The sequence below is a fragment of the Paenibacillus sp. Cedars genome, from assembly GCF_003184205.1.
Classification (GTDB): Bacteria; Bacillota; Bacilli; order Paenibacillales; family Paenibacillaceae; genus Paenibacillus_AQ; species Paenibacillus_AQ glucanolyticus.
In genome coordinates this window covers 5,457,621-5,483,247 of sequence record NZ_CP020866.1, presented here as the reverse complement: position 1 = coordinate 5,483,247, position 25,627 = coordinate 5,457,621, and the positions used below count along the sequence as shown (strand labels likewise).

The following is a 25,627-nucleotide window of genomic DNA, read 5'->3' as shown; positions in this document are numbered from 1 at the left end:
GTTATCTCCTTTCCCTGCAGCTTAAATGCGTTCCTACCCCGTTTCTGCTGCAGTAGGAAACGTTAAGAATACGGGGTCGGAACTAATAGATGAAATTCCTCTAAACTCGAAATAAGACCTACTGTCACGTGAATGCGTGGGTGGGTCTTATTTTATGTAAGACTGTATTAGCAAGTGACGGTCATCTTCCTGGTATGTCAAATCGGTTGATCTATATGTTAAAAAATTGAATTTTGAAAACCCGCTGATGATCAATTCCAACGGGTTATTTTTTAATAAAATACTGATGGAAGAAATCTAATGTGTTTTTTGTATTTTGTAAATATGTAAACCTTCCTAGTGCAAAAACTAAAAAGACCACCAGATTGTATCTGGCGCTCATAGGCAGGCCATTGATGACGGCTTTTATCTTTCATAACCATACGAATGATTAGAAGTCTTATACTTCCAAAATAATCTGGTGATTGAGCCGGGAAATAAGCACATCTGATGAATTCTTGCTATGCAGTTCAGGTTGATCCTATTCACCCTCTCTTCCAGCGGAAGGTCCGGATTTTGAAATGGATACGTCATGGGGCAAAACCTCATTTCTATGCATAATTGAATTGGAAACGCTATCAGAAATACACAGGGCAGTTTCAGATCTGCTAGCTGCTGTTGTGGACCCACTCTATGATAGCGTGCGAGGGAAGAGTCAGAATACATCACTAATTAGCGTTGTTTTCATGTGAAAATTTCATTCCGCTATCATGACAATGACAACAAACCGGCAGCTTCACGAGGAAGCGCCGGTTTGTTGGTGGTATCGCTGCCAATCTGGCATTCAGGCTATTCGTTACATTCGGCATATTTCCTTGGGGCATTCCTCGCAGTGGCAAATATTTCGCAAATACTCGGGATCATTCAGAACAATGCGTCCCCGTTCGGTTGAAATTACGCCCAGTTCCTTGAGCTCGTTCAATATGCGATTGACGCTTTCACGGGTTGAACCGATCATCTCCGCCATTTCCAGATTCGTTATCCGCTTGCTGATTATGGCTCTGCTGTCCTTGCCTGCTCCATTCGTGCCGTACATATTGTACAGACGGAGCAGCAGAGAGCATAATGCGCCGGATTTACCATGCAGCAGCAGATCACGCAATTTGCTCTGTGTCGTGCGGTGCATAAGCGCCATCCAGCCCATGAATTCCAGGGCAAAGTCGCCGTTGGTGCGGATGATTTTATCCAGCTCCGTCTGCGGTACTACCCCAACCTCGCTATCCTCCAGCGCCTTGGCTTCGAATTGATGGACGGCTCGCCCGAACGGGTCGGGTTCACCGAACAGATCGCCGGGGATATGAAGGGACAATGTCGCTGACAGTCCTCCTTCAAGCAGCTTGGACACTTTCAAGCTTCCCCGATGAACAAAATACAGCTGGTCAGCAGGATCGTTCTCCTGATATAAATAATCGCCGGCCAACAATCGGACAGGCTCCGCAATCTCTCGGATTAAAGCGAGATGCGGCGGTGAGTAGACGAGGGGAAGTGCCCGCGGGAAACAACCCTCCATCCCTTGAATCGGACCTGGTGCCCCTATTCTGTTTCATACGATCTTCTCCTTCCGTAAGCTTATTCGGCAAGCTGATAATCGTCGTTGGTCCGATTGAATGTTTCGGTAAGGCCTGAGGTGAGATAGATTTGATGGTCCTTGGTGACAAAAATAGCCTCAGCATCGTCCCGGCTCTCAATGAACCGCCGTCCTTCCGCAAGACCGAGCGAGAAGACGGAAGTTGACATGGCGTCCGCGTCCATGGACGTCTCGGTCACAATCGTTACACTGAGCAGGTCATTATCAACCGGATAGCCGGTGAAGGGGCTCAGAATATGGTGATACACGTTTCCCTCAGATTCGAAGAACCGTTCATATACACCGGAGGTGACAATGGTTTTATTCACGACCTCAAGGGTGCCCAGGTGCTGTCCGCGTTGTTCCCCGGGGTCCTGAATACCGATATTCCAGGGGGAACCGTTCGGTTTTGCACCCATCGCGAGGACATTGCCCCCTAGATCGATAATGGCGGATTTGAAATCCTGCTGCTGCAAATAATCCGCGATCACATCGGCGGCATAGCCCTTGGCGATTGCGCCGAGATCAAGCGACATGCCTTTTTTCTTCAGCATGATGGCGTGTGAGGACGGTTCCAAGGTCACATTCTTGTAGTCAATTTTCTGCATTGCCGCAGTCAATTTACGATCCTCTGGCACGGCCGCATGCTCGCTGCCTATTCCCCATAGATCGACGATCGGTCCGATGGTCGGGTCGAAATGCCCGCCAGAAGCTGCTGCGTAATCAACGGCTGTCTGAACAACCTTGAAGGTTTCCTCTGAGACGCTTACAGCAGAAGCCCCTGCTGCCTGATTGACCTGATCAATCTCGCTGCCTGCAAGCAGCCGGTTCATTCGTTGGTCGATTTGCTCCAGCAGTCCGCGCACCTCATCGAAATGCTGGGATGTCATTCGTTCGTCATAAACACGCAGGCTTACAATCGTGTCGAATATAAAATAACGTTCGGTTGCCGGTGCAGTGCTTACGGCTGCTTCCTTCCGATCCGTTGTGGACGCACATCCTATTAAACCTATTAACAGGATGGCGGACATGACCAGTTTACTGCCGAAGGAAAAAAACGTGCGGTACATGGCAGGGCCTCCTCCTCTTCGATTCTGATGATTCCAGCGTATCAGACCCTTATCGTGCTGAATGTGAGAAAAATCATTTCTGGCACTTGGTGTTGGCCTGATAATGAAGATAAGCAAAGCGGAGTGGAGAGATGCTGATGAAACGCGGAGATATTGGAATAGCGCTCGTACTGATAGCCGTTGTCGCCTGGTTTGGATTGTCCAGGTTTATGGGAGAAGACGGAACGGCGAAAGGAACCTATGCCATGATCGAGGTGAACGGCAAGCATTATGATACGGTGGCACTTACGGAGGAACCGCAGGATATAGAAATCCGTACAGAGCGGGGGCATAACCTTCTGAGAATATCGCGCGAGGGAATCGAGATGGTTGAGTCGGATTGTCCGGACCAGCTCTGCGTTGGCTTCGGTCACGTCCATGATGTCCATGACACCATTGTCTGCTTGCCCAATCGCGTGTTTGTGGAAGTAACCGGAGATCAAGCTGAAGGAAGTGAGCCCGATGCCGTTGTCTCCTGATCCCTATGCGCTGCGCAAACTGATCGTGATCGCCATTTGTGCTTCATTATCGGTGGTGCTTGGCATCGTGGAAGCATTGATTCCGTTCGCGGTTACGATACCCGGTGCCAAGCTGGGACTTGGCAATATTCTCGTACTGACTTGTCTGGTCTGCCTTGGGGGGAAGGATGCCCTGTGGCTCATTGTTCTAAAAACCTTGTTGACCGCCTTTATACTGGGAAGTTTCTCGACTTTTATGTTCAGCATGTTTGGGGCTCTGGGCAGTTTCCTGGTGATGTATGTCATGCTCCGGCTCGGCGGAAGCAATTTCAGTCTGACCGGCGTGAGCATCGCGGGAGGCGTAGCTCATAATATCGGCCAATTGACGGCAGCCTCGCTCGTACTGGGTACAACGAAAATATACTTTTACCTGCCGTTCCTGCTCGGGGCAGGGGTGGTAACGGGGATTTTTGTCGGATGGGCTGCTAAACATCTGATTGAATCCCTGAGACGGATTGATCCGTTTGGCATGTTTCATGCGGAAAGCTAAGGAGGGGGCGAAGGGCATGGGCACAATCGATAAATCAAAGCATGCCGTCCTGTTGGAGCATGTGTACTACGGACAAGGCTGCACGAATGTGCTCAAGGACGTCTCGCTGGCTATTCCACATGGGCAGTGGGTTTGTATCGCCGGAAGGAACGGGGCCGGGAAGTCCACGCTCATCCGGCTGTTAAACGGCCTGCTTCTCATGAGCCGCGGGCGCATTCTCATCGATGGTCTGGAGCAAAGCGGCCGTACGCTGGGCGACATTCGGCGCCATATCGGCATGGTATTCGCCAATCCCGACGATCAATTTGTCGGCCTGACCGTGGAAGACGATATCGCGTTCGGCCTGGAAAATCTGTGTCTGAGCCGGGAAGAGATGCAGCATCGAATTCAGACCTATGCGGAACGGCTGGATATCGTCCATCTGTTAAAACGCCATCCGGCAACCCTGTCCGGCGGACAGAAGCAGCGGTCCGCCATTGCTGCTGTACTGGCCATGGAGCCTTCCATACTGGTCCTGGACGAGGCGGCTTCCATGCTGGATGAGAAGTCCAAGAACGAGTTGCTGGATTCCATGAGAGCGATGCATGCAGATGGCCGGTATACCCTGATCTCCATCACCCATGATGTGGAGGAGATGGCTGAAGCCGACCGGTTGATCGTATTGGATGGCGGAATGGTCACAGCAGACGGCAGTCCGAGGGAGCTGCTTCTGCGAGAGGACCTGCTCCAGCGGTGCAGGCTGAAGGCTCCATTTGCTCTTCAGCTGTGCAGGGAGCTGAAAGAGCGTGGGATCGATATCGGTGAGCTTGTCAGGGAGAAGGAGGTGCAGGAGGCGTTATGGTTATATCATTCGAAGAGGTTTCTTACCGCTACCGGGACCGGGGGATGACCACGATTCTTGGACTGGACGGGCTGAATCTGGAGCTGGAAGAAGGACGAATGATTGCTGTCCTCGGCGCACCGGGTTCGGGAAAATCCACGCTGCTTCAGCATATGAACGGATTGATGCGGGCAGATGAGGGGCTGGTTCGCATTCTGGATTTCAACCTTGAATCAGGCGACAGCAGGAAGATCCCTCCCAAGCTTCGGCAAAGAGTGGGGCTGGTGTTTCAATATCCGGAGCAGCAGCTGTTTGAGGATACGGTGGAGAAGGATTTGCTGTTCGGGCCGCTTAATTTCGGATGGAGTGAAGCGGAAGCCGCCGAAGCGGTCCGCCGGGCAGCCTTCTTCGTCGGGCTGGATGAGGCACTGCTGGCACAGAGTCCCTTCAAGCTAAGCTCCGGGCAGATGCGGAAGGCGGCCGTGGCGGCTGTACTGGCTGCTGATCCTGATATCCTGGCCCTGGATGAGCCTACGGCATCCCTTGATCCTGCGAGCCGCGAGGATCTGATGCAGCGGCTGCATGGGTTGACCAAGACGGAAGGGAAGACGGTGATCGTTGTTACTCACAGGTTGGAGGAGCTTGTATCCTATGCGGATGATTTCGTGGTGATCAAGGGCGGACGGGTTATTTTTCAAGGCACGGCCCGGGAACTGGTGCACAAGCAGGAGGTACTGGAGGAGGCGGGTCTGATGGCTCCGTCTTCGGTACGGATAGCAGGTACTCTTGCAGCGCAGCTGGGAATAGAGACACCGGAGATGCTGCCGGATGCAGCAGCCCTGGCGGACTGGTATGCTGGGCTTCTCGAATCACAATCATAGGGCATAAGCGAAGGGAGGGGCAGTCATGAAACGAAAAATCATTCTGGGTCGATACATGGAAGGCGATTCCTGGGTCCATCGGCTGGATCCCCGTGCTAAGATGGCGGCCATGCCGCTGTTTATGGTGGCCGTGTTTATGGTGGACGGGTACATGGGTGCACTCGCGCTGCTGCTGTTTACTCTCGCGGTGATCCGAGGTACCGGAATTCCGTACCGCTACTTCATACGAGCCATGAAGCCGCTTATGTTCCTGATGTTGTTCATTCTGGTATTTCATCTCTTGTATGATGCAGGGGGCAGCAAGCTGCTGGATGCGGGTGCGTTCAAGGTGTATGCGGGCGGACTGGAAAAAGGCATCGTATCCGCATCGCGGATGGCGCTCTTCATCATGCTGGCTGCGGTGCTGACCTTTACGACACAACCGGAGCAGCTGGCCCAGGGGCTCGGCAGCTTGCTGAAGCCGCTGACCTGTATCGGTCTGCCGACTGATCGCCTGGTACTGATGCTTGGCATTGCGCTTCGGTTCATTCCGACTATCTTCGAGGAGGCGGAACGTCTGTGGAAGGCGCAGCAATCCCGGGGACTCGACCTGTCGTCCCGGCCGCTGAGAGAGAAGGCGCGGCTGATCATTGCCCTGCTGGTGCCTGTAACGACAGGCGCATTCCGCCGCGCTATCGGGCTAGCCGATTCCATGGAAGCGAGAGGATACCGTCTGGGGGCGCCGAGAAGCCGATTCAGGGCCTTCGTATGGAAACGGGGAGACACGCTGTTTGTTGGGGCGTTCCTGCTGCCTGTGGCCGCTGCTGCACTGCTGTAGGTATGTCATGAACATGGAGAAAACCGCAGTCCCTAAGGGACTGCGGTTGGTTACTCGAATTTAATCGGAAAGGAACCGCATATGCTTGTGGAGGTATTGCGACAGCCTGTTGACTCCGGGACATTTTCAATCTCCTTCAACAGTGTTGAGAATTCGCTCAGATAGGGTAGCAAGACATGTTTATGATCTTTGATTTTCTTTTGGAGGCTCCCATCGAACTGTCCCTTCTCCAGTATGTCTTTGGCTGAAAGCAGTTTCCCGCTCTTATAATTCTCTGCTCTATAGTACTTCCCGCCAGCGTAATATTGATGGACCCCCGTATAGATTTCCATCAGATCATAATCACCGGGCCTGTATAAGCCTTCGCTGGAGGAACTGCCGAAATCCTCTACGCTCCTTGCATATTCGAACCCTTTGAAGTCAGGCGTTGACTTTATTCTTTTGTAATATTTCAGAATTTCAATGGTACCGTCTGCCAGTTCGGAATGCATTACAGCAGCAGCATCCTCGTTATCCATGACGGAAAATTCCAAGTAGGTGTTCCCATTTTGATATTCAAACCAAATCTCGCCGATCGATTGCACAATGGAATGACCTGATGTCAAGACATCATCTTGAAACAGACCCTTTGAGATGCTATAGAATTCTAGTTCGGGGTTGCTTTCTTTGCGAATCCCGCTTCCATTCGGACGATCGTTTTTCCATTCGCCTTCATAGACGATGATCGTATGATCAGAGACTCTATCCGATATGTACTTGCCAAAGCCGGATCTTTGACCATCGTACCAATCCCCGCTGTACACTTTGTAGGGTCCCCATCTCATGGTGCCTTTCCCGTGGGGCTTGTTATTCTTCACTTCCCCGTAATAGGTTACTCCGTTAGAAATAGTCAAATTCATTTTCTGGCTTGAAGCCCTGGTCTCTTCATGGGCAAACAAGAGAAATAGTAAGGCTACTGTCATAAAGCTCAGGTATTTTTTGCGCACTCTTCAATAAGTCCCCTCTTCTGATCCGTCGATTTTCACTGCCCGATGTATACGATCCATGGATGATTTACCCAGTCAAATCATAGACTAGATTCATATTAGGCGTAAAGCTATAAAATGGTAAAAATATGTATGAATTGGAAGACTGAACGATTATTTTGGTGAGATCATCTTGCAGCCCTCGCTGGCACAGGGAAACACCTATCCTAGCAAGATAGGTGTTTCCCTGTGCTCCCTATTAATCTAACGGCAAAGGGGTGTCCGTCGGTTCGATCCCCTGATAGGCCTGATCAACGGACTGCCGGATGTCCTTCAGGTTAAGGCCCTGATGCCTGCCGTCCAGATACATATTCGTGATGTCGAGGCAGGTTTGGCAGAATTTTGCGTGGGTGTTTGGCGTGAGCCGGCCATCGTCTCCCCTGGCATAATAGCAATTGAGATTGCTGCTGTGGCCGGCATCGCCGCACCCGCAGAAGCAGGGCATAAAGGCTAAGTGGCTGGCGTGAAGAATCGCCGCATTGTATTCCTTTACACTGGTTATATGGGGAAGGGGCGAAGCCGGGTTCAGCAGATAGTCGCTTTTTCCGTCCGATCGGCCGGCCAGATCCTCCGCCTGCAGCACGCTCCCCCGATACGAACCGCTTACCACTTGAACGCCATGGACACCTTCGAACGTATGCAGTGTCAAAGCGATAGCCTGCTCTGCCCGTTGTCCTTCCTCCGAGGCGGCAAAATCACGGAAGGAGGTGGATAATTCAACCACGGTTGTCCCATTCTCGGTTCGGATCTCCACGAAGGTTACGCCTGCTGGAATGGCGCTCTCAAGTTCAGGTGGAAGCAGATCCCCAAGCTGGGTCAGCATCGTCATGGCACTGACCTTGGGATAACGGACAGCGGTATCCGCCTGAACATACTGGGACACGGGCGTGAATAAACCGCTGTGCGGGTCATAGGCATGGAGAGTTACGCTGGACATGGTGCTGGGAACGGCGGATATAATCGTGCTTTCAGCCGGGCTCACGCGCTCCGGGTCTTCGGCGAGGGTCTCCAGCTCGCGCATAATCCGTTCGCTCGAAATATCTGCCGTCAATCTTCCGACTTCCTCGTCCTGAGCGTTCAGAAACAGGATGGTTGGATGCTCGATGATCCCGTACCGGTTAACGGCTTCCGTATCCTCCGAAATACTGAAGTACTGGAAGCGGTAGGCAGGGGTTTCTGCTTCCAGCTGTTCCATGGCATCCAGTGCTATGGAACAGCTGCCGCAGCTCTTAAGAGCAAAAACAGCAATGGATTTCACCTGTGTGTCGCCTGCAGCCCAATCGGCAAGGGGAGAGGACTTGAACAGCATGAAACCTCCGGCGACAAGCAGGATCAGGAAGGTGATCAGCGCTGCTCTCCACCTCCATATTTGTTTGTGATTCATGTGCTTGAACATCCTTTCATACCGAACAGGGATGCGCCCGTATTGGACGATCCCTGTTCAAGTTGGAATATATGAGTTCATGTCTTTAGGGCAGAAAATAATGGAGCAAAGCCTGTAAATCACACCGGGCCGGATGATCAGCCAATTCACCGATCATGAGCTGAGCTTGCTCCGCGTAGGAGCGTGCAAGTTCTTCGCTCTGCTCGGTTGCGCTGCTTCCCGCGATGCGGAGTATCACTTCATCCATGTCAGCATCCGCTGAGCCTGGGCCGAGCTGCCTGATCTTCGCTGCAAGGGCAGGTTCGTTCAGGGCATAGATCACGGGCAGCGTAATGTTGCCGTTACGCAGATCGGCGCCTGCGGGTTTGCCGATGGTCTCCTTGGACTGCGTGAAATCGAGCAGGTCATCCCGGATCTGAAACGCCATCCCCAGCGCTTCGCCGAATTGAAAGAGCAATTCAGCGGTTCTGGCATCTGCTTTGGCCGCCTCAGCGCCCGCTTTCAGGCAGTGAGCCATGAGCAGGGCGGTTTTGCAGCGTGTCTTCTCCAAGTACTGCTCCATCGTCAGATCATAGTTAAAGCGGTGATGCAGCTGGTCGTACTCCCCCATACAGAGCTCCGTCACGAGAGCGGCAAGCTCTGCCAAACGGTAAGCATCCTCCTCGGAGACAGCTTCGCTGGCCCCGTCTGATTCCTCGCCCGGATGGCCAGCAGCCCACTCGATCGCACGGGCGATCATGTAGTTGCCAATGTGCACGGCCGTCTGAACATCCGTTGTTTCATGCAGGGTTGGCATGCCGCGCCGCATATCGGATTGATCGATGATGTCATCATGCACCAGCGAAGCCATGTGTAAATATTCGAGCAGCACGGCGGTTTTCATGACGGCGGACTCATGCCCGCTTACCCCGAAACGGCTGCCGAGCATGACCATCAGCGGCCGCAGCCGCTTGCCGCCGGAGTTGATGAGATTCACGACGCTCTCCAGCACAACGGATGGAGGTGAGAGGTCACGGTCTGAAGTGACCACCTCCCGGAGCAGGCGGTCAAAGGAAGCGAGATCCACTCCTATTTGTTTATGAATATTCATCTGAATAATCGCTCCTTTTTCCCTTAAGGGCTCCTTATGCGCTCCGTTGTTCCAGGTAGCTGCGGATTTCACGTTTCAGCTCGCTCAGCAGGACTTCAGGTGATGCATTCTTCTTCAGCAGGGTCAGCTGCATGCGTTTGTGAAAAGGCAGGAGCCGGGACAGCAGCTTCCACTCCTTCCGTTTGACGGCAATCCGGTACATGAGTCCGGTCAAATAATCGCCGTCGAGCAGCATCCTCGTCAATCTCTCGTTATCCTGCGCGTGCAGCTTGCCGTGCTTGCTGAGCGCGGATTGAATCAGGATGCAGCATGCCAGTACCGTCATTTTGCGGGAATGGGCCAATTCATAAGCGTCCAGCATATCGGCAATGTCCCTCACCGGCCTGTTATCCATATCTGTCCAATCGATATCCGTTCCGGAATCGATATGCGACCGAAGCATGTCGATTGTATCTTGTAAAAGCTTCATATCCATCGTTGATTGACTCCTTCCGGAAGGCTCGTGTTGATTAGAGAGCGCAGGACGTTCGTTTAATCGTCCGTTACCGCCGGGGACCAGGGCAGAATCCGCGGCGGCATCGCAACGACAAGGGAACGCAACTTACGCTCTGGACACATGCGCGGCTCTGAGGTCTGATCATGGGGTTCCAAATACCGACGCAGAAGCGGCTTATGAGATGAATCAGCCGTGCATGGTGACGGTTATTCTCATAACAGTGAAAGGGATTAGTCCGTGTACACGTACCATCGCCTTACCAGCGGTATTCGTTTCCATACCTTTTTGAGCCAAGGGTACACGTAATAGTCCAGACCCAGCGTGCTGCCCGATCCGCCGATCAAGGCGATCCCTGCTGCGAGGTACCACAGCATTTCGTTAGGTGCCATGCCCGATACCCAGACCATGGCGCCCATAGCAACACTGACTATGGCTGCAGGAGCTGTGAACAATCCGACAATCAGCAGGATGCCAACGATCAGCTCAGCCAGTACCATCGAGGTCTGAAACACATAAGCAAGCGAAGTATAACCGCCGTCGCCGGTATAGAACATGAGGTCCATCGACCAGTCCACCATCGATTTTATGAAATCCGGCACTGGCAGTGCCGAGACCGCTTCAGCCGTGTAAGCGGAGGCGGCGGACACCGCATCTGCCGCTCCGGCTCCGGCGGCGTCAGCGCCTGCAGCAGAGGCTGCGCTTACGCCGTCGGCTGCTTTGGCCGGAATCAGAAACACTTTATCCGGATCGTCGATAATTTTGTGAATCTTATCCCAGCCTTGGGAGAGCCACATCCATCCGGCAAAAATCCGCAGCGGAACGAGCCAGAAATTCGGCGAACGTTTCGCAAAATGTCCCCCCAGGAAGCTGCGGTTGTTCCGGACATGGAAGAACTCATGCAGCAGGTAATGGTATACCTTGTTGAAGCCGCACACCTGGAATAAATACACCATGTTGATCAGATGCTTGACTGCCATAGCCAGGAAGCCGCTGAGCTTGAACATGTGGCCTGGAACCCCCACATTGGCTACCCCGTAACGGCTGCCGATACAGACCATCGTGCCGTGGAACGTCGGTTTGTAGGACTTCATCGGTTTGTTCAACAGCTCGGCCACGATGTTAAATGCGATGACCGGGGCTGCCAGCTCCGCGTTTTCTACCATCTGCGGGACAGGTGCAGCTGCACCCTCAGGAATGTAGAATATATTGTCGCCTACAACGTACACGTTAGGATGGGCAGGGATTTGCAGCTTGTCGTTGGTCAAAATCCGCTTGCGGCCTTTTTGCTCAACATCCATGCTGCCAACCACGTCCGAGCCTTCGACTCCTGCGGTCCAGATCACCGTACGGGATTTAATGTCGCTGCCGCCGACGGTAACGCCGTCCGCCTTAACCTCTGTAATCTTGGAGCCTGTAATGATGTTGACGTCCATTTTGCGCAGCCGTTTTTCGGCTTTGCGTATTAGCGGCTCGGGCAGGATCGGGAGGATCTTGTCGACCATATCGGCAACATGAAGAGTTACCTCGCTTGGCTCGACATGGAACTCCTTGCAGAGTTCTTTAGTAAATTCAGCCAGCTCACCGATCATCTCAACGCCGGTAAACCCGCCGCCGACCACAACGAAGGTCAGCATTTCTTTGCGAACCTGCGGGTCGCGCTCAAGTACCGCTTTGCGGAACATGTTCAGGGTGTGTTCCTTCAAGCGAACCGCATCATCATAGGACCACAGGGTAAAGGCGTGTTGATCCGCGCCCGGTATGCCGAAGAAGGTCGGCTTGCTGCCTGTTCCGATGACGAGATAGTCGTAGTTATAGGTTTGTTTCTCACCGCGGAGTCTCTGGTTGTCAAAATCGATATCGCCGATCTCATCAAGCACGACATCCACGTTACGGAATCCGGCAAACACTTTTTTGAGATCCACCTTAATGGAATCTTCCTCTACCCGGTTAGCGGCTACTTCATGCAGTTCGGTCAGCAGTGTATGATACGGCTTGCGGTCGATGAGTGTTATCCGCAAATCCTTCTGTTTACGCAGTCGTTTAGCCAGCTTCTTGGCCGTGAGTATGCCGCCATATCCGCCGCCCAGCACGATAATCTGTTTCATGCGAATCTCCCCTCAAGGAATAGTTGTCTTGTTTCTATCGCTCTTGCTGCTTATTTAGCGCCTTCGAGTGCTTTGGCTGCCAGTTCTACGAATCCGTTGACGTGGATGGATACACCGGAAATGGCATCGGTTTTGCCGTCTTCGGCCGTAACGATTGCTTGCGGATCTTGTTTTTCGATCAAGTACTGCTCGGCTTGATAAGCCTGCTCATGCCATTCAGACTGAGCGCCGCCTTTCTTCATGCCGTACTCCCCGGATTTGGAACGGGTCACTTTGTCGGTACCGCCGTCTTTGTGAATACCATTCCAGCTAACGGCTGCGATCTTGCCATTGATGACAGTTACGTCAACGGTTTCCTTCCAGCCGGAGTTGGCATCGAAGTCAGCCGCTTCCGCATGGTAGCTGCCGTCTTTGTATGGTCCTGCTTCGACAGGTCCTGCCGCGAGGGCTTTTGCTGCCAGTTCGGTAAATCCGTTGACGTGGATGGATACCCCGGAAACGGCATCCGTGCGGCCTTCATCGTTCAAGGTCAAGCCATCGACAGACTGCTGAGCCACGAGGTATTCCTCCATTTTGGCTGCCTGCTCATGCCATTCCGCTTGAGCGCCGCCTTTTTCCTTCATGCCATAGAAACCCTTCTCGGAAAAAGTCTTTTTGTCCAAGCCGCCGTCCTTGTGAAGTCCGTTCCAGTTGGCGCTGACGATTTTTCCGTCTTCGACTTGAATGGCTACGAGCTCCTTCCAGCCGGAATCTTCGGCAAACTCGCCTTCAGCGTAATACAAGCCGTCTTGCAGGGCTGTTCCTTCTTGTGCCGGTTGCTCCGTAGTTCCGCCATTATCCGTGTTTTGGCTCTCTGCCGGTTTGTCCGTGGTGGCAGGCTCTTGGTCTCCGTTGCCCCCGCAGCCAACGAGCAGCGCAAACATTAACATAATGGAGAGGGATAGAGAGAGTGTCCTTTTCATTCTGGTTTCCTCCTATAATTTTGTGAATTACTTCACAAATGATGTTCTTGAGTTCATTTTATTCTTAAAAAGAATAGTTATCGGTGAAAAAAATCACAAATAGCAATAATGCTCCGGGTGTGGGACCACTTGAATGACTCCAGATGAGGGCTATTAGGCTAGATGATGCCTCGAATATCATCCAGCGAAGGGATCCCTTCACGATCCATCAGCTGAATCAGCTCTTCAGCCAGGGTATCGCCGGCTCGCAGGTTGATGAAGTTGAAGGTGCCGATCTGCACGGCTGCCGCACCTGCCATGATGAATTCGAGGATGTCCTCGGCACAGCTGATTCCGCCGATCCCAACGACGGGGATGGATACGGATCGGGCTACCTGATGAACCATGCGAAGTGCAATCGGTTTAATCGCCGGCCCCGATAATCCGGCATAAGCCCTGTCAAATACGCTTCGCCGTTCCCGGATATCAATCGCCATCGCTTGAATCGTATTGATAAGGGAAAGCCCGTCAGCGCCTTCGGCTTCGCACATTCGTGCCATTTCCTTCAAATCCCGTGCTCCGGGAGAGAGCTTGACGAGCAGAGGCAGCGCAGTAGCTCTGCGGACAGCCCGGACCACCTCTTGTGCCTGTTCGTTCTCAACGCCGAAGGCAAGTCCGCCTTCCTTGATGTTGGGGCAGGAGATGTTAAGCTCGATCATATCGATGGCACGCTTGCCTGCTGCCTGTAGCTTGAGGCTGGCTTCCGTAAGCAGCTCGGCGCCCTCCGTATATTCACGTAAGGTACCGCCGCCAAGATTGACGATGACCGCGGTCCCATGCGAGGCCATTTCGGATAATTCCGAATCCAGAAAAGCCCGGATCCCCGGATTCTCAAGGCCAATGCTGTTCATGATGCCGGATGGCGTTTCATAGAGCCGCGTACCCGTATTGCCGGGGCGAGGATTCAAGGTCAGTCCCTTGGAAACGATGCCTCCGAGCTTGCGAAGCGGATACAGATCCGCATACGGTTTGCCAAATCCGAAGGTGCCTGATGCCGCCAGTATCGGATTCGACAACGGCACGCCTGCCAGTTCACAATCGATGGAGATCATTCCAATTCACCTCCTTCGCCGGGAAGACAGGACCATCGGTGCATACTTTGCGGCTTGCGCCAGCGGAGGTTAACGTGCAGCTGTTGCATGCCCCGATGCCGCAGCCCATTCGCTTCTCGATGGAGACGTGAAGCTCGGCGTGGGTGCCCTCCACTTTTTTGGCCAGAGCTTGCAGCATGGCAACCGGACCGCATGCAAGGATCGTGTCGTAGCGGCTCGGGTCAATTGCATCCACGATGGTGCCGCCGGATTTGACGGTGACATTGCGGCTGATCTCGTGGAATCCGGTGACTCCGAAAGGGACGCTGGTGTATCCCAGATATACGCTGGCATCAGGTATTTCCTTAGCTGCCAGCAGCAGTGGGGCTGCTCCAATGCCGCCTCCTACCAGTGCCGTCCGGCCTTGGGGCTCAGGAAATCCTTGCCCGAAAGGCCCCTCCAGCTGAATCTTGTCACCCGCTTGAAGCGCCGATAGCAGCCATGTGCCTGTTCCATGCACGCGATACAAGAAGGAAACGGAGTCCTCCGTCAGGTTATGAACGCTGATCGGTCGTGACAGCACGGGATAGGTATCCCAGCAGCGAAGCATGAAGAACTGCCCCATTCGTGCCGAATAGCTGCCTTGAATGGTAAGTCGATAGATGCGATGAGCCAGTTTGACATTTTGAATAACAAGGGCCACGTTCTCATTCTCCTCCCTTGGCGTACTTTATTTTCGCCCGCAATGTTCCTTGCTACAGTATCACAGACGGATAACGCTACCTGTGACATTTCTCATATTCGGGCGTCGGTCGGGATTGATACCTTTTGTATACATAACACTAGACCTAGAAAAGGGTGGGGATCCTACATGAGAACACTGGTAATCGTTGCACATCCGAGTCTGCAAACGGGATCACGGATCAATCGGGAACTAACCGAGACGGTGAGATCTATGGAAAATGTGACGGTGCATGACCTGTATCAACAGTATCCGGATGGATGCATCGATATCGCGGCAGAGCAGCAATTGCTGCTTCGGCATGACCGAATCGTGTTTCAATTTCCCTTCTGGTGGTACAGCTCACCGCCCCTTCTGAAGCATTGGTTCGACCAGGTGCTGACTTTCGGATGGGCGTATGGTCCGGGCGGCGACAAGCTTCGTTGGAAAGAGTGGGGCGTGGCCGTGACGACCGGTGGAGCCGAAGAAGCGTATGGCAGCGGGGGATACAACCGCTATACGGTGGAGGAGCTGACACGGCCGTATGAAGTGACGGCCAGTCTGGTAGGCGCGGCGTACTTGCCGGTATTTACCGTCCATAATGCCATGCAGCTGACGGATGAAGAGCTGCGGCGTTATGCGGAGGATTTTGCCCAGCATGTAACAAATGTGGTGCGGTCCCGATAAGGAAGGTACACAAAAAGTGTGCGGATTCCTGCGTAGCGGATCTTTTACGGTTTTACGAACAGCGAGGAAGGCCAAATCGTCGTTTCCCATACTCGAAACTACAGCCTGTTGAGGTTCCGTGGCCGTTTGGATAGGAAGAAATGAAGAGCTGTTTAATTAATCGATGGAATAGCTGTTTGAATAATTGAAAACTGATGGAATAGCCTGGCAGCAGAAGCTTCCGGGCTATTCGCTGTGGAGTCATACAGAGGGCGGTAAGGAGAGGCTTTACTGGAGCTGCTGTGATTTTATTTTTAGCGTGGGGCACAGATGCGCAGGCACGAATCATTTGTGATCGGCAAGGACATGGAGCATCAAAATACTTGAGAAGTTACCGTTGCAATGTGGGGAAGCTTATTTTATACTCATATACATAGATTTACGATACATAGATTATCTAGGTATTGGAGTGATAAGAGAATGAGCATTAACAAAGAGCTGCTTAAGGGCAGCACCGTCATTTTATTACTTACCGTGCTGAACAAGCGGGAAATGTACGGTTATGAGCTGATCAAGGAGATCGAGCAAAGCTCGGACGGGGTATTTCTGATGAAGGAAGGCACGTTATACCCGATTCTGCACACGCTTGAAGCGGAAGGGTGGCTTGAATCCTCTTGGAGTCAGCATGATGGCCGAAAGCGTAAATATTACCGGATTACCGAGCTTGGGAAGGACCAGCTCCGTGAGAAGACCAAGGAATGGGTCAGGTTCCGCACGGCGGTGGACACCGTGATCGGGGAGGGTCGTTAGCATGCGACCGATCGAAGAATACAAGGTGGTGCAAGATTTTCTGGGCCGCGTGTGCAGGCAGGTGCGTGCCAGAGCCATGCATCCGGAAATCCGCGAAGAGCTGCTCGGGCATATTGAGGAGCGTACGGAGCTGCTGATGCTGGAGGGGAATGCCGAAGGGCCTGCGGTGGAGGATGCGGTAAAACAGATGGGGGTCCCGGAGGATATCGGCAAGAGCCTGCATCTGGCCCATCGGCCTCAGATGGATTGGAAGCTGCTGGTTCTGCTGGCCCTGCTCTCGATTATTGGACTGTTCGGCGCGCTGAGCGTGGACTATGCCGGCACGGAACACGTCACAGATATATTCGCAAGAAAAGCCGTGTTTCTGAGTATAGGATTCATCCTTCTCATCGCCCTCTATTTCCTGGATTACAGAAAGCTTAAAAAATATTCAGGATTTTTATTTTTCATCACGCTGTGCCTCATGGCGATGACGGAATTTTTCGGCTCAAATGTGAATGGGGCAAACCTATATCTTCACTTCGGGCCTATTGTGATTCCCATGCTGGGAACGGTTTCCGTCTTCCTTCTCCTATTTGCTGCGGCAGGCATGAAGCCTGCTAGCAAATGGGGACCATGGGAGGGGGTATTTCACATCCTGTATCGGGGTGTGCTGCCTATCGTGCTGTACAGTCTGAGTGGATCCATGGTGTATATGTTCATCTACTTGCTGGCGTTCCTGGTACTGACTTGGACTACCAAAAAGAATAGTAAACAATTTGCAGTATTGACCCTGCTGCCGTTTGCCGGATTGGCGGTTGTCCTGTTTACAAAAAGGAATTATCTCATGTGGAGACTGGAGGGGGTTGCAGATCGAGAAGGAGCCGGGGGCTATTTCATGCGGACCATCGCCGATGCCGTTTCTTCTGCCGGCTGGTTTGGTCAAGGTTTTGCAACGCCGAATCCGGGGATCCCGTTCGTTTACAGCGACTCCATATATCCCTATCTGATCTATTGCTTCGGCTGGATGTTTGGCATTGTGGTCGGGATGGTCGTTCTTTTGTTCCTCGCCAGAATGTGGAGCATATCCAATGTACTTCACGATTCCTACGGGAAAAATATCGTGACCGGTGTCATTGTCGTGTTGGGCCTGCGCCTGCTCATGCCGATCATTATGGGACTTGGCGTGGTACCGGTTGTGAGTCTGGATTTTCCATTCATCTCTTATGGCGGCACAAACAACATGCTGGACCTCGCTGCGGTCGGTATGCTTCTCTCCATCTACAGACGGAAGAACATGATTCCAAGCGAAGCGGGGGATGCGCCTTCTGTGAAGGCGGCGTAATTGCAATGCTGATGTAGCCAACTTATGTTATATCGAACAGGTTTATCGTACAACTTCTACTGTTTTAGCCCATCATGATTAGATAACTCTTTTCGAAGTTTAGGGAGAGTTATCTTTTTTTAAATTAACTATTGTAAAAGTATTCATCATTTAGCTAATGTAACCTGCCTATATATGCAAGATTATTATGGCGTGATGTCATTAAACTTCTGGAAGCTAATGCTGAATTATATTCTGTCAAGGAGGAACCGCATGCGGCAAATGGAGGAGTATCAGATTGTTCGGCAATTTTTGGACCGTGTGTGCAAACAAGTTCGCACAAGACAAATGCATATAGAGATTCGGGAGGAACTGCTCAGTCATATCGAAGATCGGGTCGAGTTTTTGATGCGGGAGGGGAATACGGAAGAATCGGCCGTGGAGGATGCGGTAAAACAGATGGGGGTCCCGGAGGATATCGGCAAGAGCCTGCACATGGCCCATCGGCCCCAGATGGATTGGAAGCTGCTGGTGATGCTGGGGCTTCTTTTGATTATAGGGCTGGTTGGCATGTTGAGTGTGTATTACGGAGACGAAAGGTATTCCATCGTCCTTGCAGAGAGAAAGTTGCTCTACCTCGGAATCGGTGTTCTATGTATGACCGTTTTTTATTTTCTGGATTATCGGCAATTGAGAAAGTACTCGGCACCTGTGTTTTTCTTCGTCGTCCTTCTATTAGCCTTCTCGCTGTTATATGGGCAGTTATACGATATGAGAACTCCTTATATCAATATAGGTTTCATCGGCGTCAATATCATCACGTTCTCGCTGCTGCCGCTTCTGATCGCCTTAGCAGGCATGAAGCCTGCCAGCCAGTGGGGACGGTGGGAGACGGTACTGAACATCTTGTATCGCGGGGTTCTGCCAGTAGTTCTGTACAGCATAAGCAGCTCGATTATATACACGTACATTTATACGGTCGGGTTTCTTGTATTAACTTGGAGAACGAGCAGAAGCCGAAAACAATTTGCCTTGATTTCTGTGATGCCTCTTGCGGGGTTATCCATTTTTCTCTTCACTCGCATGGATCATTTACTGCTCAGGTGGAGAGAGTTCGTGAATCCGTCAGCCAAGGAATTGTGGTACATGGGGAATAACGCTGAGACGATCCAGGCAGCGGGCTGGTTTGGACAAGGATTTGGTGAAGTTACACCGAAGATCCCTTATGTCCTGTATGAAAACGTGTTTCCTTATCTGATCTATTGTTTCGGGTGGATGTTCGGGATTGCGACAGGAGTGCTGATTCTTCTATTCCTCATGAGGATATGGAACATTTCTGCGGTCCACCAAGACATTTATGCTAAACACATCTCTTCGTTACTGATCGTTGTTTTTGGATTCCGCTTGCTCTGGCCTATGTTAATGGGATTGGGTGTTTTTCCAAAAGTTACATTAGAACCGCCATTCATCTCCTATAGCGGGATGAACCAAATCATGGACCTCGCTGCGGTCGGCCTGCTTCTCTCCATCTACAGACGGAAGAACATGATTCCAAGCGAAGCGGGGGATGCGCCTTCTGTGAAGGCGGCGTAATTGCTGTGGAAGATCGTCTTTTGTTATACTGATGGGCATATATACTCACGATGAGGTTAAAAGGAGACGTATATGAACCTGTTAATAGCAGATGACGAACAGCACATGCTTCATATTTTGAAAGCTTATTTCGAAAAAGAGGGGTTTACTGTCTTTCTTACCCGGGACGGGGAAGAGGCGGTCGACCTCTTTTATCATCATAAGATGGATCTGGTCATTCTCGATTGGATGATGCCCAAGCGGAGCGGGATTGAAGTATGCAGAACCATTAAACAGCTTGGCCATACGAAAGTTCTGCTGTTAACCGCTAAAGGCGAGGCGGACGATGAGTTTGCGGCTTTGCAGTCCGGTGCGGATGATTATGTACGGAAGCCGTTTGATCCCCGTATTCTGCTGCTGCGCGCCAAGAAGCTGCTGCATTTGAACGCCAAGGTCGTGATCGGCAACGTGACCGTGGATTTGGAGGAGCAGCGGATTTACCGCGGGGAACAGGACGTGATGGCTACGCATAAAGAGTTCGAACTCATGAAATATTTTCTGGCCAACAAAGGTCGGATTCTGTCGAGAAAAATGCTGCTGGATCACGTATGGGGCTTTGATTATTTTGGCGATGAGCGCACCGTGGATACCCACATCCGGCGGCTTAGGGAAAAGATCGGCGAGTCATGCATTCAGACCCACCGCGGGATGGGATACAGTCTGGATGATCGCCTATGAGCAAATTAAGCAAAAAGCTGATCATCCGCATTACGCTGGTGCTCTCCGCCGTATTCATCGTGTCTCTTGCCTTAAATACGTATTTTCTCCCGAAATACGTGTTATACCAACAGAAGCAGAAGCTCGCGGAAGTGAGCTCCCATGTGCTGTCGATGGAAAAGAAGCGGCTCTTGGAGGAAATAGCGGAGCTGGAGCAGACCTACCGGGTTACGATCGTTTATGCGGATCTGGCGGAGAGCGAAGATCAGTTGAATGACCGCCTCAAGACGCGGCTGAATGAGAAGCGGATTACGCTCAGCCGCTTTTGGCTGACTACGGACAACATCGATACGTTGCGGGAAGGCGGAAGGGTTAACAAAATATACGACCAACCCAAATTAAAATCGAACTTCCTCGTCAATTTTTTGCCAATGGAAGGGAATGTTGTTGCCGTTGGAGAGTCCATTCCGTATACGTCTGACACCATCTCGATGGTTAATCACTTTAATGTTTATATTTGGAGCGGGGCCCTGGTGGTGCTGATCCTGCTGTCCGTGCTGTTTACGACACGAATCGTCAAGCCGCTGGCGAAGCTGAATGAAACCGCCGAAGCGATTTCCAACCTGGCCTTTACAAAAGCGGACATTCGCACCGGTGATGAGGTGGAGGAGCTGGCTGAGCGGATTAACTCGATGAGTACCAAGCTGGAGAGTGCCCATGTGACACTTGAGGGGAAGAATGAGGAGCTGCGCAGGTTTATTGCCGATATTTCACATGAGCTGAGGACACCGTTAGCCTTGATCAAGGCGTATGCGACAGGCATTCAGGATGGACTTGACGACGGAATACGGAAATTATACGAAACAAAACCGATGACATGACGGAGATGGTTGATCGTCTCCTGTTATTCTCCAAGCTGCAGGTCGAGCCGTATACGCATGCTCCTGTTGAGATTCGTCAGCTGCTAACCGGGATATTGGATACGTACCGCTTATCCTTTGAACAGCAGGGTTTAAGCGTGCAGTTTGAGGATTTGCTGCCGCCAGAGGGCGGCATGGTGATGGCCGACGAGGCCAAGCTGGCCTCGGTGTTTCACAATCTGCTGACAAATGCCATGAAGTATACCGCGGATGAAACCATCCGGGTTAGGGCAGAGCGCAGGGTGGGTGTTTTTCATTTCGAAATCACCAACGCAGTAGGACCGTCTGCAAGATCTCCAGTCGATTGGGATCACGTATGGGAGCCGTTTTATGTGATGGAATCCTCGCGCAGCAAGTTATACAGCGGCACAGGCCTAGGCCTGTCGATTGTACGGACGATTCTGGAGAAGCATCATGCCATCTATGGGGTCCGTCCTGACGCAGATGAGGTGACCTTCTATTTTTCCCTGCCGTTCATGGATCATCATAGCGATCCTGAAATCGTTCGTTCGTGAGGAGGATCGATTAGAGCCAATGCATCAGCCGTGAGGCTGTTGTATTGGCTTTTTTTGCTGCTGTCACATTGATGTAACAGAGGGGACCTAAGATGTAGTCATCACCGAGAGAAAGGGATGACACCCATGATTCATAAACTGCCGAGTCTGCTGCTGAGCCTGTTTTTCCTGCTAGTGGTGCTGCTGCTGTATGTGGGGCACCGAGTTCTGGGATAAAGAGAGGAAGAGGCTGATATGAGAATGCTGGATCACGACGGAGTGCAGGCAAAAGCTGCTGCAGCGGGAATGGGCAAATCACCTAGCCCACTCCGTGTCATCGTTTGGATTGTAATCGGAATGCTCCTGCTGACTGCCGGGACTTATTATTATGCTACGCAAATAGAACCGAGCCGACTGACGGTGACCCATCATACGGTGGAATCGCCGAACCTGTCGCAATCTTTTCATGGGATCAAAATCGCCCAGTTCAGTGATACTCATCTTGGCGAAAGCTATTCGAACCGCCAGCTCCATCAACTCGTTCAGCGATTGAATCGGGAAAAGCCGGATTTGGTCGTATTTACGGGCGATTTATTTGATTCGGTATGGCGAAGTCCGGCGAGTATCCAGGAAGTACCGGATATTCTGTCCGAGATCGAGGCACCGCTAGGCAAATTCGCCGTTTATGGCAATCACGACCGCGGAGGCGGGGGCAGCCGCGTGTACCAGGAATATATGAAAAAGGCAGGGTTCCGCGTGCTTGTCAACGATACGGCAAACATAACGCTCGGCAGCGGAGAGACGATGACCGTTGCGGGCTTGGACGATTATCTTCTGGGTCGGCCGGACGCTGAAGGTACACTATCCGACCTGAGCGAAGATCACTTCAATATGCTGCTTGTGCATGAGCCTGACGTAGCGGATCGCTTGCTTGGGTATCCGATTGACCTGATTCTGTCCGGTCACAGCCATGGCGGTCAAGTGAATGTGCCTGTGCTGGGAGCATGGATCAGGACTTCGCTGGCGGACAAGTATATAAGCGGGATGTACGACTTATCCGGCTCAGAGCGGGAAGCACGGTTATATGTGAACCGGGGCATCGGCACAACGCGCTTTAAAATCAGGCTGGGCAATCCACCAGAAATTTCGGTATTTACGCTTCATTCCGGGGCCGGTTAATAGCTCCGTGCATTAAAAAAAGCGAGATGATGGTTCTCTCGCTTTTTTCGTGGCGCATTTATCGTGTGGTTGTCTCGGAAGCCATTGCAAGTATGCCCTGGGCCACGCGCATCCTGTACACTTCCGTCATTCGGTCCGAAGTGGTGAACAGGGCTGCGCCATTCCCAGCGTACCGGCGGCAATCTCCTCGATATAGTGGCAGGCTGCTTGATGGCCGCCGTTCTGCTGAATCACCTCCCGAAGCGCTGGGGCTTCGGATCTGCATAGGTCCCTGGCATACATGCAGCGAGTGTGGAACCGGCAGCCGTCAGGCGGATTGATTGGGGATGGAACATCCCCTTTCAGGATGATTCGTTCCTTCTTGCGCTCGGGATCCAGCGTCGGGATGGCGGATAGCAGGGCGCGGGTGTAGGGGTGCTGCGGCTGCTGGAAGAGCGCGCGCTTATCCGCGATTTCCACAATTTTTCCCAGGTACATCACGATGATCCGGTCGGAGATATGGCGTACAACCCCGAGATCATGGGAGATGAACAGGTAGGTGAGCTTGAACTCGGTTTGCAGCGATTTCATCAGATTGAGTACCTGTGCCTGGATCGAGACGTCGAGCGCTGAGACTGCTTCATCGCTGATGATCAGCCTGGGATTCACGGACAGGGCACGGGCGATCCCGATCCGCTGTCGCTGCCCGCCGCTGAATTCATGGGGATAACGATTGGCTTGATAGGAAGCCAGCCCGACGGTCTCCAGAAGTTCGATGGAACGGGACCGGCGGTCCTTCTTCGGCACGACATTCTGAATGTCCATCGCTTCTTCCAGTACCTGCAGCGCGGTTTTTCTGGGATTCAGCGACGCGTAGGGATCTTGAAAAATCATCTGCAAGTCTTTGCGCCTTCGGGTCATCTGCGTTTTGTTCAGGGAGAGCAGATCCGTCCCTTCGAACAGCACCTCGCCGGAGGTCGGTTCATCCAGCCTTAGGATGGCCCGGCCTGTGGTGGATTTGCCGCAGCCGGATTCGCCCACGATACTGACGGTTTCCCCCTCATGCACAGAGAACGAAATGTCATCCACGGCCTTTACGACATTGACGGTGCGGCCAAGGACGCCGCCCTTGATCGGGAAATACTGCTTGAGATTCTTGACGGTTAACAGCTCTTTGCTCATGGGAGAACGTTCACCTCGCTTTCGGTCTGCCATTGATCCGTGTATATCCAGCACCTTACCTGCTGATGGTCATCCAGTGCCTGGAGGTCAGGCAGCTTGTCATAGCACAGCTGGGCGGCGTGCGGACAGCGCGGCGCAAACCGGCAGCCATCCTGCGGATCATAAGGGCTTGGGACGGAGCCTTTAATCGGCTCAAGCGTTTCTTTATCGACATCATGCCGCGGCAGCGAGTTCATCAGGCCGACGGTGTAGGGGTGCTTCGGGTGCTTGAACAGGGTCCGCACATCGGTATATTCCACCACTTTTCCGCAGTACATGACCGCTACGTCATCACAGGTTTCGGCTACAATGCCCAGATCATGTGTGATAAAAATAATCGACATTTGCAGCTTCTGCTGCAGTTCCTTCATCAGCTCCAGTATTTGAGCCTGGATGGTCACGTCAAGCGCCGTGGTCGGCTCGTCTGCGATCAGCAGATCGGGGTTGCAGGCCAGCGCCATGGCAATCATGACACGTTGGCGCATACCGCCGGACAGCTGGAAGGGATACTGGCGCACTCTTTTTTCCGGGGAGGGAATGCCCACCAGCCGTAACATGTCGACGGCTTTGTCCATGGCTTGTTTTTTGCTCAGATTCTCATGAATCTGATACGCCTCTGCAATCTGATCGCCAACGGTGAAGACCGGATTGAGCGAGGTCATCGGCTCCTGGAAGATCATCGAGATTTGGTTGCCCCTTAATTTGCGCATCTGCCGGTCCGATTTATCGAGCAGATTCTCTCCGTTATATAGGATTTGTCCTCCAACGATTCGTCCCGGATGAAGGATCAGCCGCAGGATGGACAAGGACAATATGCTTTTGCCTGAGCCGGATTCGCCAACGATCCCGAGTGTCTTCCCCTTACGTACGCTCAGGCTGATATCATCCACCGCTTTCACTTCTCCCAGGTCGGTGAAAAAAGAGGTCTGCAGGTTCTTGATCGTAAGCAGATTTGATGCGTGCTGTTCCATCTTCATCATGGTCTAAGCTCCCTTCGCTTTCAATTGATCTGACGGTATTTGCGATGTTGGCTCGGAGCGGCACGATGTTGGGCTAATCATGAGTATATGTCCCAAAATCCCGAAACAAAGTAATTTCAGTAAATGCGGCTCTTTCGTTAGGCTAATGAGGGTTTGGTATCTAATGTTGGTGTGCAAAAGGCTCCCAAATAGCTCAGATTGTCTCAATTAGGGGTAGCTTTCGGACCGTGGTTCCGCTATTTGTTGGTTTTTAGCCATTTAGTAGCAGTACGAGGACACCAGATCCGCTATTGCGAGATATTCCGGGATTAATCCACGGTTTTGAGTAGATTAACGGATCGTGTGTCCGCAAGGGCTCGAGAATAGGTCGATTCTGAGCAAATAGCGGATCGTGTGTCCGCAGGAAATCAAGAACAGGCTCGCTCCTCGGATCGTGTGTCCGGTGTTGGATTAAATGCCCCAAAGTTCCAAAACAACTAATTCAACTAACCAGGGGTGTATGTTCCAAAGTCCCGAAACAGTACGATGTTGGGCTACTCATGAGTATATGTCCCGAAGTCCCGAAACAAAGTAATTTCAGTAAATGCGGCTCCTTCGTTAGGTTAATGAGGATTTGGTATCTAATGTTGGTGTGCAAAAGTCTTCCCAATAGCTCAGTTTGTCTCAATAGGGTAGCTTTCGGACCGTGGTTC

25 protein-coding genes are annotated in these 25,627 nt (G+C 52.1%); 13 read left to right on the top strand and 12 right to left on the bottom strand.

Going from position 1 to position 25,627, the window contains the following annotated elements; genetic code table 11:
- Positions 1 to 835: 835 nt before the first annotated feature.
- Both B9D94_RS26650 and B9D94_RS26645 read right to left on the bottom strand, forming a co-directional pair.
- The gene (locus tag B9D94_RS26650; protein WP_253806056.1) at positions 836 to 1,549 is read right to left on the bottom strand and encodes a Crp/Fnr family transcriptional regulator; all 714 of its coding nucleotides are present in this window, start codon (positions 1,547 to 1,549) and stop codon (positions 836 to 838) included.
- 59 nt (positions 1,550 to 1,608) lie between these two features.
- Positions 1,609 to 2,676 carry an FAD:protein FMN transferase gene (locus B9D94_RS26645; RefSeq protein WP_148248402.1) on the bottom strand — a complete coding sequence of 356 codons (1,068 nt, stop codon included), beginning with the start codon at positions 2,674 to 2,676 and terminating at the stop codon, positions 1,609 to 1,611.
- Positions 2,677 to 2,813: 137 nt separating this feature from the next.
- Between B9D94_RS26645 and B9D94_RS26640 the strand changes: the two genes are divergently transcribed.
- From B9D94_RS26640 to B9D94_RS26620, 5 genes are read left to right on the top strand one after another with little or no spacing between them, the layout of a single operon-like run.
- Positions 2,814 to 3,194 carry a NusG domain II-containing protein gene (locus tag B9D94_RS26640; protein ID WP_148248401.1) on the top strand — a complete coding sequence of 127 codons (381 nt, stop codon included), beginning with the start codon at positions 2,814 to 2,816 and terminating at the stop codon, positions 3,192 to 3,194.
- A complete protein-coding gene (locus B9D94_RS26635) occupies positions 3,178 to 3,723 on the top strand; it encodes a Gx transporter family protein (RefSeq protein WP_006207762.1) in 546 nt (181 codons plus the stop codon). Before B9D94_RS26640 ends, B9D94_RS26635 begins: the two co-directional genes overlap by 17 nt.
- A gap of 16 nt (positions 3,724 to 3,739) precedes the next feature.
- Entirely contained in the window at positions 3,740 to 4,612 is an 873-nt protein-coding gene (locus B9D94_RS26630; protein WP_148248400.1) for an ATP-binding cassette domain-containing protein, read from the top strand.
- Positions 4,561 to 5,424, top strand: a complete 864-nt coding sequence (locus tag B9D94_RS26625; RefSeq protein WP_148248399.1) for an ATP-binding cassette domain-containing protein — start codon at positions 4,561 to 4,563, stop codon at positions 5,422 to 5,424. The genes B9D94_RS26630 and B9D94_RS26625 overlap by 52 nt, the downstream gene beginning before the upstream one ends.
- A gap of 25 nt (positions 5,425 to 5,449) precedes the next feature.
- Positions 5,450 to 6,241, top strand: a complete 792-nt coding sequence (locus B9D94_RS26620; protein WP_148248398.1) for an energy-coupling factor transporter transmembrane component T family protein — start codon at positions 5,450 to 5,452, stop codon at positions 6,239 to 6,241.
- Between the two features lie 50 nt (positions 6,242 to 6,291).
- On the opposite strand, the gene B9D94_RS26615 is transcribed toward B9D94_RS26620, so the two are convergent.
- From B9D94_RS26615 to B9D94_RS26580, 8 genes are all read right to left on the bottom strand, one after another.
- The gene (locus B9D94_RS26615) at positions 6,292 to 7,227 is read right to left on the bottom strand and encodes an MORN repeat-containing protein (RefSeq protein ID WP_148248397.1); all 936 of its coding nucleotides are present in this window, start codon (positions 7,225 to 7,227) and stop codon (positions 6,292 to 6,294) included.
- 238 nt (positions 7,228 to 7,465) lie between these two features.
- The gene (locus tag B9D94_RS26610) at positions 7,466 to 8,650 is read right to left on the bottom strand and encodes a PCYCGC motif-containing (lipo)protein (RefSeq protein ID WP_148248396.1); all 1,185 of its coding nucleotides are present in this window, start codon (positions 8,648 to 8,650) and stop codon (positions 7,466 to 7,468) included.
- A gap of 85 nt (positions 8,651 to 8,735) precedes the next feature.
- Positions 8,736 to 9,740, bottom strand: a complete 1,005-nt coding sequence (locus tag B9D94_RS26605; protein ID WP_148248395.1) for a polyprenyl synthetase family protein — start codon at positions 9,738 to 9,740, stop codon at positions 8,736 to 8,738.
- 34 nt (positions 9,741 to 9,774) lie between these two features.
- Positions 9,775 to 10,215: a hypothetical protein gene (locus tag B9D94_RS26600; protein ID WP_148248394.1), complete on the bottom strand. Its 441-nt coding sequence runs from the start codon at positions 10,213 to 10,215 to the stop codon at positions 9,775 to 9,777.
- A gap of 251 nt (positions 10,216 to 10,466) precedes the next feature.
- Positions 10,467 to 12,341: an FAD-dependent oxidoreductase gene (locus B9D94_RS26595; RefSeq protein ID WP_148248393.1), complete on the bottom strand. Its 1,875-nt coding sequence runs from the start codon at positions 12,339 to 12,341 to the stop codon at positions 10,467 to 10,469.
- A 50-nt stretch (positions 12,342 to 12,391) separates the two neighbouring features.
- A complete protein-coding gene (locus B9D94_RS26590) occupies positions 12,392 to 13,303 on the bottom strand; it encodes an FMN-binding protein (RefSeq protein ID WP_148248392.1) in 912 nt (303 codons plus the stop codon).
- A gap of 158 nt (positions 13,304 to 13,461) precedes the next feature.
- Entirely contained in the window at positions 13,462 to 14,394 is a 933-nt protein-coding gene (locus tag B9D94_RS26585; RefSeq protein ID WP_148248391.1) for a dihydroorotate dehydrogenase, read from the bottom strand.
- Entirely contained in the window at positions 14,375 to 15,076 is a 702-nt protein-coding gene (locus B9D94_RS26580; RefSeq protein ID WP_148248390.1) for a dihydroorotate dehydrogenase electron transfer subunit, read from the bottom strand. Before B9D94_RS26580 ends, B9D94_RS26585 begins: the two co-directional genes overlap by 20 nt.
- A gap of 168 nt (positions 15,077 to 15,244) precedes the next feature.
- On the opposite strand from B9D94_RS26580, the gene B9D94_RS26575 reads away from it, so the two are divergent.
- The 8 genes from B9D94_RS26575 (at position 15,245) to B9D94_RS26540 (ending at position 22,755) form a co-directional block, all read left to right on the top strand.
- Positions 15,245 to 15,781: an NAD(P)H-dependent oxidoreductase gene (locus B9D94_RS26575; RefSeq protein ID WP_148248389.1), complete on the top strand. Its 537-nt coding sequence runs from the start codon at positions 15,245 to 15,247 to the stop codon at positions 15,779 to 15,781.
- A 459-nt stretch (positions 15,782 to 16,240) separates the two neighbouring features.
- The gene (locus B9D94_RS26570; protein ID WP_148248388.1) at positions 16,241 to 16,570 is read left to right on the top strand and encodes a PadR family transcriptional regulator; all 330 of its coding nucleotides are present in this window, start codon (positions 16,241 to 16,243) and stop codon (positions 16,568 to 16,570) included.
- A 1-nt stretch (position 16,571) separates the two neighbouring features.
- Entirely contained in the window at positions 16,572 to 17,894 is a 1,323-nt protein-coding gene (locus B9D94_RS26565) for an FtsW/RodA/SpoVE family cell cycle protein (RefSeq protein ID WP_148248387.1), read from the top strand.
- Between the two features lie 252 nt (positions 17,895 to 18,146).
- Positions 18,147 to 19,466: an FtsW/RodA/SpoVE family cell cycle protein gene (locus B9D94_RS26560; protein WP_063478390.1), complete on the top strand. Its 1,320-nt coding sequence runs from the start codon at positions 18,147 to 18,149 to the stop codon at positions 19,464 to 19,466.
- 72 nt (positions 19,467 to 19,538) lie between these two features.
- Complete coding sequence (locus B9D94_RS26555; protein WP_148248386.1) at positions 19,539 to 20,183, top strand: response regulator transcription factor; 645 nt, start codon at positions 19,539 to 19,541, stop codon at positions 20,181 to 20,183.
- The gene (locus tag B9D94_RS26550) at positions 20,180 to 21,043 is read left to right on the top strand and encodes a histidine kinase dimerization/phospho-acceptor domain-containing protein (RefSeq protein ID WP_148248385.1); all 864 of its coding nucleotides are present in this window, start codon (positions 20,180 to 20,182) and stop codon (positions 21,041 to 21,043) included. Before B9D94_RS26555 ends, B9D94_RS26550 begins: the two co-directional genes overlap by 4 nt.
- Positions 21,040 to 21,597, top strand: a complete 558-nt coding sequence (locus tag B9D94_RS26545; RefSeq protein ID WP_148248384.1) for a sensor histidine kinase — start codon at positions 21,040 to 21,042, stop codon at positions 21,595 to 21,597. Before B9D94_RS26550 ends, B9D94_RS26545 begins: the two co-directional genes overlap by 4 nt.
- Positions 21,598 to 21,831: 234 nt before the next feature.
- A complete protein-coding gene (locus tag B9D94_RS26540; protein WP_367613807.1) occupies positions 21,832 to 22,755 on the top strand; it encodes a metallophosphoesterase in 924 nt (307 codons plus the stop codon).
- 126 nt (positions 22,756 to 22,881) lie between these two features.
- Here the strand turns inward: B9D94_RS26540 and B9D94_RS26535 are convergent, their stop codons facing one another.
- Positions 22,882 to 23,916, bottom strand: coding sequence for an ABC transporter ATP-binding protein (locus tag B9D94_RS26535; RefSeq protein ID WP_148248383.1), 1,035 nt, complete (start codon positions 23,914 to 23,916; stop codon positions 22,882 to 22,884).
- Positions 23,913 to 24,926, bottom strand: coding sequence for an ABC transporter ATP-binding protein (locus B9D94_RS26530; protein ID WP_036644147.1), 1,014 nt, complete (start codon positions 24,924 to 24,926; stop codon positions 23,913 to 23,915). The genes B9D94_RS26535 and B9D94_RS26530 overlap by 4 nt, the downstream gene beginning before the upstream one ends.
- Between the last annotated feature and the right edge of the window lie 701 nt (positions 24,927 to 25,627).